The organism is Ekhidna sp. (assembly GCF_040220215.1).
GTDB lineage: Bacteria > Bacteroidota > Bacteroidia > Cytophagales > Cyclobacteriaceae > Ekhidna.
This window is the reverse complement of record NZ_JAVJTR010000010.1, coordinates 253,280-266,626: the sequence shown is the minus strand read 5'-3', so window position 1 is coordinate 266,626 and position 13,347 is coordinate 253,280. Positions and strand designations below refer to the sequence as shown.

Here is a 13,347-nt window from a genome sequence, read left to right as displayed (position 1 = left end):
GCTGACCGGCGGGAACGGTACCTTGATATTTCTCAGATGTTATCCAACCTGGTGTCGGTGAAGATCGAACATAGCTGAATCCACCTCCACTTCCACCTTCGTCCCAACTAGTGAAGACTACATCAAAGTATAAATCCTCCTCTATTAGATGCAAAGACAAGGGTTGGTTTAGGTGACAGGGTGGGCAACTTTCTATCGTATTTCTCCATGTTGAATAAGAAGAAGTCGGGTCATCTGAAGTCCCGCGTGCCCATTCGGTTCCGGATGGGGAGGTTGAAGAATATGAAGTCTCAACAACAGCATTAAAAAGTCCTTGTGAGTCTCCTCTGGTAAGACATACATTCTCAGTGATGCAATCCTGATTTTCTGCAAGGGTCCAATCTGCGTATGCTTCCTTTTCAAATGCTAAATCATTGATTGTATCGCTCGTGATTGTCATCTCCCAAACCAAGTCACTGCCTCCGGTAGAATTATCAACAGTGATACTTTGCAGGACAGTTTCTCCTACCAATACATCGTCATGAATAGTATCGGGGCTTAAGAGCATTACCGGTGGCTCTACTCCTTCCCCAGCCAATGAAATTGTAATTATGGATTCATCTGAATCATTATTATTTATGGTGATTGATCCATTATCCTCAATAGCTGCATCGGGTGAATAGGTAACGATCAACAATGCCTTATCAAATGGTGCAATAACATCTGACGATAGTTCATATTCAAATTTTGTGTTATCTATTTCAATACTGGAAATGATCAAATCATCTGTTCCAACATTGGAAACAATAACCGTATCCGTAATTATTGCTCCCATAAATTGTGAACCGAAATCAAGAGAATTAGATGAAACTGAAATATCTGGTGCTCCTGTCACATCAAGTGCGACCGGAACAGTCACCTCTGTATTGATTGGATCATTACTTTCGATGATTAGATTAGCAGAATATTCACCTCCAAAAAGCCCGGTAGCGTCAAAGGTAACTTCCAACTCTAAGGATTCTCCAGGTGCTAAATTTCCACCATTTTGAGCAAGCTTGAGCCAACTATGGAACATGCCCTCATCACTTGCAATGCCTGCAAATCCCCCAATTGATAATTCATAAAGAATAGTCCCATCGTCCGGGTTTAATGCTTGTACTGTGCCTGAACTAACATTGGACACAAAAAGTACTTCAAGGGCATTTGAATAACCAAGTCCATAAATGGTCCCATTTGGGATTAGGCTATTAAGAATAGAGTTTGTTTCAGCATCTACTTCATAGATCACATCTCCAAAATTTGTCACAAAGTAGGAGTTTCTGCGGCCAGCAAAAGTAAATCCTCCGCCAATGTATTGACCTAGATCTATGGTTTCTATGACCTCTTCTGTATCGAAATCCAATTTATAAACTAGGAATGATGAATAGTCACTGGCATATAAAAACTCCCCGGAATGGGCTAATCCATCAATCGCCAAATTTGAGAAATTTGCTGTTGCCACTAGGCTTCCATCGGTTGCATCAATTTTGTGGATATTACCACTTCCAAAATCATTTGTAAAATAAAGATGAGAACCATCATAGGCCAATCCATCCGGTCCCCCATATATATTTTCAGGTGAATCAAATGAATTAAGAATAGCTCCGGTTTCAGGGTCAAGTTCTAAAATCAACTGGTTAATATGATCGAGGGCATAAAGTTTACCCCCTATACCACTAGCTGATTTTGCTTGAATATTAGTTGGCTTTTGAGACGTGAAATCTTTTATTGGCTGCTCGTAAGGTGAGCTTTTGATTCGTGATGATTTAATGACATCCCTTTGGTATGAGCTTCCCTTGACTAAACCAGAATTTGTGATATAATCAAGCCCAACTTCCCATTGCAAATTACTTCCACCGGTAGAGTTGTCTATGGTTATGTTCTGTATTCCTATCTCACCGGTAAATAATGCTTCGTTGAGTGAACTAGGTGAAACAGAAATCACAGGTGGCTCTACACCATTACCAACAATCGATATAGTGGCATCTCCCCCATTGCTAAGCAAGGTGATTTCCCCTGATGTATTACCTAATTCGCTTGGAGTAAATGAAATGGCGAACTTCGCTGACGAAGATTCTGGGATTTGTAGTGTACTTTGAGATACTTCAAATTGAGGGTTGGTTGAAGTAATTGAACTTACTGCTAAAAGTGCATTACCGAGATTGGTTACTGTTATTTCCTTCTTCACTTTTAAGCCAACCGGGGTATCTCCAAAATCATGATTATCAACCACAGAGAGTACCGGATCAGCAGTGGGAACTCCAACTGCGTTCCATGCTTCAATAACAGCTAAATGTTCTGCACTATTTTCTCCAAACAAATCTATTGCAGCCAATTCAGATCCTACCCTCGCGTCGATGTATCCTGATGATGCGGTTAAATAAACGGTAAGATTTCTATAGGCTATTTGTTCTGCATCACCTCTCCCAATAGAAGGCACATTATAACTATATCCATCATCATTGGTTCCTGAACCGCCCTCAACTAACAAATAATACCAGTAATTCATAACACCACTATTGATATGAACACCACCATTATCAAAATCTCCAAATTCCCAATTAATTCCTTGGTATGTATCAGGATCTCCCTGTGAATTAGGATTGCTCATGGAGCGAATCATACTAACGCCATCGGTGAATATCTCATCTCCTAAATTCCAGTTTGCCGTACCAGGAACTGCTTCAAATTCAATAGACTGGCCAAAAATATCGCTGAAAGATTCATTTAAAGCCCCTGACTCATAGGCATATATAAGACCTGCGCTATATTCTGTAACGGCATGTGTTATTTCATGACCTACAATATCCAGACTTACCAAAGCGGTGGCAGATACCCCATCACCATCGCCATAAGTCATTCTAAAACCATCCCAAAAGGCATTGAAGTAATCAACATCAAAGTGCACATATGAGTTGATTGATGCACCATTATTGTCAAAGCTGTTTCTTCCAAAATTATTCAGATAGTAGTCGTACGTTGCTTCAGCTCCAAAGTGGGCACTAACCCCGGCACGAATGTTAGGGTCATTAAGGTAATTATCTGATTCAGAAAAAAGAGTCGCTGATGAATAGTCAGTCCCGCCATCCATATCAAAGGTAAATATTCCATTGCCTCTTGTTGTTTCGGCTAATGAATAATTTGTCCCATCAAAGTCGACATCTATTTGCACGTCACCATTGTACAAACTACTTCCGGTCACGGTTTCTGCCGTTTGATGGATTTTATTGTAAAAATTTATTACATCACCAGTTTCAACATCAACCTCTACATTGTATCTTCCATAAGGCTCGTAGCTATAAATTTCAAACTGGTGAACAAGCCTAAACGGTTCATCAGAAGCATATCTTTTTCTACTTATTACTAATTTCCCTTTGGGAAAGTATGTTGCTGAAAGATCTCCTTTTTCCTTCTTTAACATATTTTCAAACACTTTGCTTTCCCACATATATGAGTGTGCATTAATTTTCAGCTTGGCAATTTCTAATGCTTCTCCCTCTGAAACCTGGATATTCGTGGTGATGTTAAGGTTTCGAATGATGGTGCCGTTTGCTATTTTAACCTGCCCCGCTTTACTATGAAATATCATTTCGGCTCCTAAAACTTCATAACCCTTATGCAATTGTTTATACTTCAAGTGTTCAAATCCAAGGTTATCATTTGACGATTTGACTAAGCTCAAATCACCTTCCGAACCAAGTGAAAGTGTTTCTTTAAAATTCAAAATGTTATCGAGTGAAATCTTAGGTTCGAATTCAATTTTTTTAATGGTATTCTCCCCCTCCAGACTAACGACCCTCGCGTTTTTAACAATTTCTTTAGCTGCATCGCCAGAAATTATTTGCCGCTTTTGAGCAATCAATTGAGCATTAAATACTAAAAGACAAAAAGCAATAAGAAAAAAACTTTTAGTAGCGTGGTGGTGAAATAGTGTTCTCATCTAAATAGGAAATAAAAAAAGTATTAAACAAAGCGTCAAACATAACTCAACTAAAGTAATTTTTACTTAATCATTAGAAGTTTTTGTATAGTCAAACTAAAAGAAATCATGTCGCATGTCGAAGAATTTGAGTTCCTTGTTATCATTGGAAATCTGTTGTCTATCCCTCTAATATGGTATTATGGCAATGATTGACTCAATGACTTTGCCTACCATACATCAATCAATCCGTTGATTTTTGTAGTAACTTTATTAATTACAGCAGCTATCGCGTTTGTCACTGTAAGTTTCCAATCGTTTAAAACTACAAAAATGAATCCGGTTAGTGCGTTGAGGTATGAATGACCAAACACAACATCATGGGAAGAATTGTAATTACATGCTATCGACCAAAACCCGGTAAAGAAGAAAAACTTCTTCAACTATCATTAAATCACTACGACCAATTAAATGAACAGGGATTGGTTACCGACAGAGCACCAATCCTTATGAAAGCTAAGGATGGTTCTGTCATTGAAGTTTTTGAATGGAAATCGAAAGCAGCCATTGAGAAAGCTCATACAAACGTAGTTATACAAAAAATGTGGGCAGAATATGCAGAAGCATGTGATTTTGAAAGGCCTGTCAATATTAATGAGTTTCAGGAGGTTTTTTCTGAATTTGAACCAATCAACGAACCATAAACGGCTGATATACGTATCTTTGCAACAGTGCAAATAGCTAAAAACATAGCAAATATTTTACTTGCAATCATTCTGTTGATTGCTACTACTGGCATCACCCTAAATAAGCATTATTGCCTGGGGGAGTTGAAGTCTATGGCGGTGAATGCTCACGCTGATCACTGCTATGAAGGTGAAGCAGAAGATATTCCTTGCTGCAAGGAAATCTCTCAAGAACTACGACTTGACGAACTGGTTTATCATTCTTTCGATTTTGATGCTACGCCTAACCTTTTTGAACTTGCGATTATTAATCATATCCTACTAAAGGATATCAATTCTACAATTACGCACGAAAAACCTGCGTTTCAAAACTATGACCCTCCTTTCTCCGATCGGGATATTCCCATCCTGATACAGTCTTTCCTGATATAATACCTGATTGTAACACAAATGACAGGCAACACTTCATTGCCTGTTAACTAATTCATTTTTTACAATCAAAATTTAATAACATGTATATAAGAATAGGCCTGGCACTGAGCTTTGCACTATCTATTTTCCTAACACTCGGACAAACTGTTCGTGGTAAAGTAGAAACTACTGAACATGAGGCACTGATTGGAGCGACTGTTCTTGAAAATGGGACTCGAAACGGAACCGTCACAGATGTTAGCGGAATGTTTGAGTTGAAACTTTCACAACGAGAAGCCCTACTGATAATTTCTTATTCAGGGTTTATTTCAGATACTGTAAAGGCTGATCTATCAAAGGAACAGCATTACCAACTGCAAGAGAATACAGAAGAACTTGACGAGGTAGTCGTACAAGCAAGTAGTACTTTTTTGGATGATCGTGAATCCAAACATGTAGAAGTTATTACGGAAGCTGAATTAACCAAAGCTGCGTGTTGCAACTTATCTGAAAGTTTTGAAACAAATGCTTCCGTTGATGTATCATTTACTGATGCAGTGAGTGGAGCTAAGACCATCCGTATGCTAGGATTGGATGGACGATATGTTCAGATAAATCGGGAAAACATTCCTAATGTACGCGGCTTAGCAGGCAGATATGGTTTGACATACGTGCCGGGCACCTGGGTACAATCCATTGATGTGGGTAAAGGTGCAGGCACAGTTGTGAATGGCTTTGAATCGATGACAGGACAAATTAATGTAGAGCTTAAAAAGCCTGAAAACAGTGAAAAAATTTATTTAAATACCTATGCGAATTCAATGGGACGCTTGGAGATAAATGCAAACCACGCTCGGAATATAAATGATCAATGGAGTACCGCCCTACTCCTTCACTCCAATTACTTCAATAGCGAGGTGGATCAGAATAATGATGGCTTCATGGATATTCCGAAAGGGAGACAGATCAATGTGATGAATCGATATAAATATCATGGAAAAAACATGGAGTCTCAGATAGGCTTTACGGTGATGAGGGACGAAAAAGCTGGTGGACAGCTAGGTTTTGATTTTGGAGATGACTTTCGAACATCTGCTCAGTATGGATTTAAAAACAATACCACGCGAGCTGAAGTATTTGGTAAGACAGGGCTCCTTTTTCCTCACAAACCGTATAAGGGCTGGGGATTTATTTACTCAGCATCGTATCTGGATATTGCTGGCGGTTTTGGAAGGGATAATTATCAGGGAACTGAGAAAACACTATATGGTAATGTGATCTTTCAAAACATCATTGGAAACTCCTTTCATTCATATAGAACCGGGGTAAGTATGCTTTATGATGAGTTTGATGAAGTGTATGCTGATTCGGCTTTTAGCAGACAAGAAGTAGTTCCGGGTCTTTATTACGAGTACACATTTTCTCCTGGGGAAAAATTTACGCTACTTGCTGGTGCCAGAACTGACTTCCATAATTTGTACGGCACCTATTTCACTCCGAGGCTTCATTCACGCTTTCAATTTACTGAGAACACAACACTACGAGCTGCAATCGGTCGTGGATTTCGAACACCCAATACAATCGTAGAAAACAGTAACATCCTGGTCTCTTCTCGTCAGCTGATTATTGAAGAGAATCCGGAACCGGAGGTATCCTGGAACATGGGAGGTAGTTTGGTTACGGCTATCATTATTAGTGACAAAAAGCTTAATCTAATTGCTGATTACTTCTATACCACGTTTGAAAATCAGCTTATCTATGACATGGATCAAAATGCCAGTCAGCTTAGGGTGTATAACCTTCGAGGAAAATCGTATGCTCATAGCTTCCAATTGGAAGGAAACTATCAGTTCTCCGATCGATTTAGTGCAAAGGCTGCTTACAAGCTATACGATGTGCAAGCCACAATTAATGGTGAATTGCAAGAAGTTCCTTTCAATGCCAGAGATAGGTTTTTCGTGAATGGATCATATGCTACGAAATTTGACAAATGGGAAGCAGATGCAACACTCCAATGGTTTGGAAGCAAGCGATTACCGGACACTTCAAACAAGCCAGCAGAGTTTCAAAGAGGATCAGCTTCACCAGACTTTTTCTTGCTGAATGCACAGGTCAGCAGAGGATTCAGATGGGGTAATATTTACGTAGGTTCGGAAAACCTACTTGGTTTTACTCAGGACGACCCGATTATTGACTCGGAAAATCCTTTCAGTGATAATTTTGATGCATCCCTTGTATGGGCGCCTGTAGCCGGACGCATGGTGTATGCGGGATTTAGATATAAGATTAAGAGATAATTAGAAATTAGATTTTAGACTTTAGATAACAGACATTAGACATGAATAATACACAAAAACAAAATCAGAATTTTATCCCCCTTTGGAGGCGATTAGGGGGAGGTTTATTAATGATTTCATTGCTAACCTCTTCTTTCTCTCAAAAAGAGCCGGTAGAAGTAGATGGAGGGTTTAAAGTGGAAATTCAAACCTCAGCCATCTGTGAGATGTGTAAGAATACATTGGAAAAAGACCTGGCTTTCGAAAAAGGCGTGAAAGAAGCAACACTTAATTTGGATGACAAGGTGATGACAGTGGTTTATCATCCTAAGCGAACTGATGCACAGACCATTCGAAGGAGAATTACTTTAGTTGGCTATCATGCAGATACTCTCGCGAGAGATTCTAAAGCATATGACAATTTGCCGATGTGTTGTAAGGATGGAGCCCATGGCACACCAATTCCACAGGTTCCACTAAAACCAAAGGCTGATAATCGTTAATCTTGCATTCATAACGAATGCACATTGAAAGTTTACGAAAACAACATTACCCGGCTTCAAATAGAAACAACCAAACTAGCAGTCAGTGATCGAAGACTGAGCACGACCCGCTTGCTTACCATTCTGGCTGCCGGTTTTTTGTTTTACAAGTACCTGCAAACTGAGGAATTTCTATTTCTCCTATCGGGTTTGTTGGCTACCATCACCTTCTTCATGCTTGTGAACAAGCATCGGTCTGTTCGGTGGATGCACGAACTGGTGAAGGCTAAAATTCAAATCAATGAAGACGAACATTCATTTTTAATCGAAGGAGACTTGAACTTTGATAATGGTGATGAGTTTGTCCAGCATGACCACCCCTACTCTTATGATCTGGATTTTTTCGGAGATCGATCACTCTTTCAAACGCTTAATCGAACCGGAACCGTTACAGGAAAACGAAAACTAGCTGAAACGCTTCAGTCAATAAAATCACCTGAGCATATTATCGAAAGTCAGGAGGCCGTTCGTGAAATGGCTCCCCAGGTAGAGTGGCGTCAGCACTTACTGGCTCTGGCCAGACTTAATCCGGATACCAATGAATCCTATTCGGATCTCATGAAATGGGCCGGCAAGCAGCGTACTAAGATATCCGGTTTGATGAATATTGTATCCTTCCTAAGTCCGGTGTTGATGCTGGTTGGGCTTGGATTATATTTCCTATACTCAAATGAACTGGCCGGACGGCTCAGTCTGTTACTCGGCTTGATCAATCTGGGGGTTGTTGCTTCTCAAATTGCGTCGATCAAAAGTGAATTAATCACCTCCACAAAAATTGAACACCTGCTCAGGCAATATTCCTTTCTACTGAAAGAGATAGAAAAACACTCTTTTCAATCTACCCAACTTAAAAACCTTCAAAACAGACTACAATCAACGCACCGAAAAGCCAGTACATCCATTCATGAACTATCTCTTCTTTTTGGCCGATTAGAGCATGTGCAAAACATCTTTGCCGGCCCTATTTTGAATGGACTTTTTACCTATCACCTTCATGTCTTGCGATCATTGGCAAAATGGAGAAGATTATACGCTACACACATCGAAGACTGGTTAGATGTAATTGGTGAGTTTGAGCAGCTGAATAGTCTGGCTAACTTTTCTCACAATAATTCTGACTTTGTATTTCCGTACATCAATTCTGAACAACATATTCAGTTTGAAGATCTGGGACATCCGCTAATTGCCAAAGAAAAGTCAGTAACCAATTCGATCGATTTTGACAATCAAAAGTTCTTTATTCTCACAGGTTCCAACATGTCAGGGAAGAGTACATTTCTCCGTACGCTTGGAGTCAATATGGTGCTTGGAGGAATAGGAGCCCCAGTCTATGCCAGCAAGGCGAATGTTCATCCAATGCACGTATTTGTCTCCATGAGACTGTCGGATTCACTATCAGACAGTGAATCCTATTTCTATGCTGAGGTCAAAAGGCTGAAGACAATTATGGATCATCTGGACAAGGAACAAGGCTTTGTATTGTTAGATGAAATTTTAAGAGGGACTAACTCTGATGACAAACGAAATGGCACCATGGAGGTCATTCGAAAAATGGTGGAAAAAAAAGCCTTCGGTGGTATCGCCACACATGACCTGGAAGTTTGCAACGTCACCAATGAGCACCCAAAAATCCTATCCAACAAACGATTTGAAGTTGAGATCGTGAATGACGAGTTGGTTTTTGATTATAAGCTTAGAGAAGGAATTTGCGAAAACAAAAGTGCGAGTTTCATCATGAAGAAGATGAGCGTGATTTAAAGAGAATGCGTAGTTTTAACATATGGTCTTTCTGATTTTACTCATCCTTTTTTCATCTACCTCAAATCAAAATGAATGTAATGAGCTCACTATGGAAGAAGCTCTTGAGCAAGCAGATTTTGTTTTTCAGGGAATAGCAGGAACCACTTACCAAGTTGAAAATAAAGAATTTGTCAGTATTGGAATCCTTGAAATGTTTAAATCAAATTGGCAAATAGGTTTTGAATCAATTCCAATTCAAGTTAATTGTAACAATAGTTGCTCATTTTGTCCAGAGCGGCTAAAGACATATCTGATATATGGAAAAGCTGACTCTTTCAAGGAAGGCTTTTATGTTTCACAGGTTCTAAGATTAAAGCAAACAGGAAATCAATTAACCGACTTGGATTTTCTATCTCGAATCGACTGCTTAATAGTTGATTCTGATTCAAAAGGAGCATGTTCCAGACATTTAGCTCCTGTATGTGGATGTGATGGAATAACTTATGGAAATGCTTGCTCTGCAGGTCAGGCAGGTGTCACAAGGTGGAAAGATGGAGAATGCCGCTAACTTAATTCCTTATTAAATTTAACTATGCGCTTCCTCACCACCACCACTCTCTTATCATTTGCATTGCTTAGCAGTGCACAAGTGAATCCAACTACCACCGAATTAGTCATGTCCATGTCACAACGATCGCTGGTCATGCCGGGATATCTCACCGATCTAAAAGCGCTGGTGGCAAGGCAGGCCTATGAATTTTGGAAAGAGGGAAATACAGAGCCCTACGTATCCCACCTGAATGTGTATCAGGCACTCTATGAGGCAAACAAATACCTGGGATATGATACCGTAAGAAATATGGCCTATAATCAGGTCGGTATGCATTCAAACACCGTCACCTCTCTTGTCTTTGGTAAAGACCCTAACCACTACTATTCGTCTTCTACTGACGGCAAAATCCTCAAATGGGATTTGGAGAACCCAAGGAGTATCCCGCAAACAATTTATGAATCTGATAAGATCATTCAATCCATAGAGATGTCAAAAGATGGTAAAGTGCTTATGGCCATTTTCTATCAGGAAGGCCTTGCGCTCATCCCAACGGATCAAAATATTCAGGATGACATCAAGATACTGGAAGATCCACAGCCTGTGCAAACTGCCACATTTCTTCCGGGTGAACGAAAATACCTTACAGTGGCAAAAACAGGTGAATTAGTCCTCAAAGGTTTCGATGCAAAATCCGAACAGGTAGGAAAAACTGCTTTGAAAGTAAACCAATTAAAAGTAGATGAGCAGGACGGTACCATCTATGCCGGAACGGAACAAGGAGTGTTGGAGGCTTGGGAAAAACCATATGAGGTAAAGGAAAGCCCCATTGAAGACATCATGAAAAACTGGAGGCAACAATCCTATTTTGGGTATGAAATGGGAACTTTTGCAATAAACTGTCTGGACATAAGTCCGGATGGAAAAACGTTGGCAATTGGTCGGGATAGAGGGGATGTGATCCTTTGGAGCATCCCCAAAAGGGCACTTATCCGAATCATCTCAGGACATCAAAGTACGGTGACAGATATACAGTTTGTTCCAAATGGAAATTTACTATTAACCACCAGCAGAGACGGCACAGCGCGTATTTGGGATCTCACCGATTCGCGCAAGCTCCCTATTATTCTAGATGATCATGATGACTGGGTATTGACTGGCAGCTTCAACCCTACAGGTACCCAGGTTATTACCGGTGGTGGAGATGAATACATTCGAACCTGGCCGGTTGACCCTGCGATTCTTGCATCGAGAATCTGCACTTTCATAAACCGAAATCTCACCCAGGATGAGTGGGCTGAATTTGTAGGTAGGGATATCCCCTATTCAGTGACCTGCTCAGATTAAGTAAGCACAGAATAACCTATTGCTTCCTATACTTAGCTAGAAATTCCTTTTTATCATCCCTATAGGTGGCTACCGCCCCTAGCTTATACATACAATAAATGTATACCCATGCCAGATCAAGTTGGTAGGGAAGAAAACCAGCTCTTGCACTTTCCGGGTACAAGTGGTGATTATTATGCCACTCGCCTGAAAACACTCCAGGCCTGGTCTGATTAATCGACAGGTTGCTGCGATCATAGTCTATCCCATCCTTGTGGCTTTCTTTTCCTTTGCCGTGACCAGTGTAATTAAACGCACGAACGAGCACAAACCAGAACATAGCAGCGCTAAAGGCTGTGCATGCCAGACCATGCCCACCGATAAAGAAAAATGCAGTGTACCAAAAAACCCAGTTGAGAAGCCAATGTGAAATCGTATACCAAGGTGTGGCAACAGAACCCCACTTTTGATATTGTTTATAATTATTTAATTGCACACCAGTATGTCTCATGTAGTTAAACGCCTTCTTATATTCGGATTCCGTAAGACCATCGGCAATGCTCTGATGATTGACGTCAGACATCATGCAATACAACAACCCGGCCTGAGCATTATAAGGATCTCCCGGTTCATCTGACTTTGCGTGATGCACATGATGAGAAATTACATAAATCTCTTCTGGAAAGGTTTTAATAACCAAATTCTGAGTGAGGAAACGCCAAAAGGAGTTTGTGAAGGTGTAAGCTCGATGAGTACTATACCTGTGAAACCAGATGGTACCATGCGTGCTCATAATAATCATGGCATAAACCATGAAGAAAGCCAAAAGTCCGAGACTGAAAAAATGAAAAATGAAAAAATAAAAGAATGGCAGCATGCAAACCACCATCACCCAGCTAATACCTGAAATCCAGTTTTTTCGATTCTTAAATATGTTAATCCTTGAGAAAAATTCTTTAAAGAGCTGCTTCTTTGAAGGAATAATTAACTCTCCACGTGTGTCTTTCCAACCATAGGAAGGTACCTTAAGGACTTTATCAATAAATGTCATGCGTGTTGCCTGTTTAGAAAAATGAAAAAGCAGGGCAGGCTTAAGTTGTGAAAATCAAAGTTAGACGAAAAAGACTTCAATAGAAGCAGCATACATCCAATATATCCTATTTAAATTAAAATCAATAAAAATATATGTGTGATTAATCCAAATTATTTTGAACAATTGCATGGATTAGCGCCTTCTATTATTGAATACAACCAAATAATAGAATTATGACAAAAATTATAACATCACTTGTAAACGGAATCAAAGGAGGCGTAACAGGAGCGATAGAAGGTACGGCTGATCTTGGCAGTACCATTGTAGATTCAGTGAAAGACGTAACTCTTAAAACCATAAAAGGGACGAAGGATATAGTCATAAAAGGAGTTCAGGTGCCAGCATCCATCGTGCAAGGCACATTTGAAGGCTTATCCAATATCGGAAAGGGAGTAATCGATCTGGTAAAAGGAATTGTTAATGGTGCTGTACAAGGCGCAATGGAAAGCGGCGTAGATCAGAAAGATGCCGTGCAAGGTTCTGTAAAGCAAGCTATTTATTCCGCAAAAAACCTGGGCTTAGATGTTGGATCTGTTGCAGTTGAAGCAGTGAAAGGTTCTATCAGCGGAGTGAAGCAAGTTGGTGGAGATACTTTATCTGCCACCAAAAATTCAATCGTGGCGGCTGTTGAGGCTGCCGGAGAAATCAGCATGGAATCAGTAGAGGCAGTGAAAAATGCACTTAAAGAAGGTGTTGATGGTGGAAAAGATATTTTAAAGCAACTATAAGCTACTAGTCCTGAATAAACGTTACAGTTTTTGTGTAAACCTATTTCATGACGGGACA

The 13,347-nt window shown here is 40.0% G+C and carries 10 protein-coding genes; 8 read left to right on the top strand and 2 right to left on the bottom strand.

Translation table 11 applies throughout. From position 1 onward, the window contains the following. Window positions 1-3,958 (bottom strand): M4 family metallopeptidase (locus RIC88_RS04345; RefSeq protein ID WP_350216258.1); only part of this gene is annotated, 3,958 nt, incomplete at its 3' end. 359 nt (window positions 3,959-4,317) lie between these two features. Here RIC88_RS04345 and RIC88_RS04340 point away from each other — a divergent pair. From RIC88_RS04340 to RIC88_RS04310, 7 genes are all read left to right on the top strand, one after another. Beyond that, window positions 4,318-4,641 carry a hypothetical protein gene (locus RIC88_RS04340; RefSeq protein WP_350216257.1) on the top strand — a complete coding sequence of 108 codons (324 nt, stop codon included), beginning with the start codon at window positions 4,318-4,320 and terminating at the stop codon, window positions 4,639-4,641. A 27-nt stretch (window positions 4,642-4,668) separates the two neighbouring features. Then, window positions 4,669-5,055 (top strand): HYC_CC_PP family protein, encoded by a 387-nt coding sequence (locus RIC88_RS04335; RefSeq protein WP_350216256.1) that lies wholly within the window; start codon window positions 4,669-4,671, stop codon window positions 5,053-5,055. Between the two features lie 80 nt (window positions 5,056-5,135). Next, entirely contained in the window at window positions 5,136-7,331 is a 2,196-nt protein-coding gene (locus tag RIC88_RS04330) for a TonB-dependent receptor (protein WP_350216255.1), read from the top strand. A 41-nt stretch (window positions 7,332-7,372) separates the two neighbouring features. After that, window positions 7,373-7,813 carry a heavy-metal-associated domain-containing protein gene (locus RIC88_RS04325; protein WP_350216254.1) on the top strand — a complete coding sequence of 147 codons (441 nt, stop codon included), beginning with the start codon at window positions 7,373-7,375 and terminating at the stop codon, window positions 7,811-7,813. 24 nt (window positions 7,814-7,837) lie between these two features. After that, window positions 7,838-9,610: a MutS-related protein gene (locus tag RIC88_RS04320; protein ID WP_350216253.1), complete on the top strand. Its 1,773-nt coding sequence runs from the start codon at window positions 7,838-7,840 to the stop codon at window positions 9,608-9,610. A 91-nt stretch (window positions 9,611-9,701) separates the two neighbouring features. Continuing rightward, complete coding sequence (locus tag RIC88_RS04315; protein WP_350216252.1) at window positions 9,702-10,160, top strand: Kazal-type serine protease inhibitor family protein; 459 nt, start codon at window positions 9,702-9,704, stop codon at window positions 10,158-10,160. A 24-nt stretch (window positions 10,161-10,184) separates the two neighbouring features. After that, window positions 10,185-11,489 (top strand): WD40 repeat domain-containing protein, encoded by a 1,305-nt coding sequence (locus RIC88_RS04310; protein WP_350216251.1) that lies wholly within the window; start codon window positions 10,185-10,187, stop codon window positions 11,487-11,489. 16 nt (window positions 11,490-11,505) lie between these two features. On the opposite strand, the gene RIC88_RS04305 is transcribed toward RIC88_RS04310, so the two are convergent. Beyond that, entirely contained in the window at window positions 11,506-12,519 is a 1,014-nt protein-coding gene (locus tag RIC88_RS04305; protein WP_350216250.1) for a fatty acid desaturase, read from the bottom strand. A 215-nt stretch (window positions 12,520-12,734) separates the two neighbouring features. Between RIC88_RS04305 and RIC88_RS04300 the strand changes: the two genes are divergently transcribed. Next, complete coding sequence (locus tag RIC88_RS04300) at window positions 12,735-13,289, top strand: hypothetical protein (protein WP_350216249.1); 555 nt, start codon at window positions 12,735-12,737, stop codon at window positions 13,287-13,289. Window positions 13,290-13,347 lie beyond the last annotated feature (58 nt).

What these genes read in the sequence shown, in the direction of transcription:
- RIC88_RS04340 (WP_350216257.1), top strand. Translation starts at nt 4,318, where the DNA reads ATGGGAAGAATTGTAATTACATGCTATCGACCAAAACCCGGTAAAGAA.
- RIC88_RS04330 (WP_350216255.1), top strand. Translation starts at nt 5,136, where the DNA reads ATGTATATAAGAATAGGCCTGGCACTGAGCTTTGCACTATCTATTTTC.
- RIC88_RS04325 (WP_350216254.1), top strand. Translation starts at nt 7,373, where the DNA reads ATGAATAATACACAAAAACAAAATCAGAATTTTATCCCCCTTTGGAGG.
- RIC88_RS04315 (WP_350216252.1), top strand. Translation starts at nt 9,702, where the DNA reads ATGGAAGAAGCTCTTGAGCAAGCAGATTTTGTTTTTCAGGGAATAGCA.
- RIC88_RS04310 (WP_350216251.1), top strand. Translation starts at nt 10,185, where the DNA reads ATGCGCTTCCTCACCACCACCACTCTCTTATCATTTGCATTGCTTAGC.
- RIC88_RS04305 (WP_350216250.1), bottom strand. Translation starts at nt 12,519, where the DNA reads ATGACATTTATTGATAAAGTCCTTAAGGTACCTTCCTATGGTTGGAAA.
- RIC88_RS04300 (WP_350216249.1), top strand. Translation starts at nt 12,735, where the DNA reads ATGACAAAAATTATAACATCACTTGTAAACGGAATCAAAGGAGGCGTA.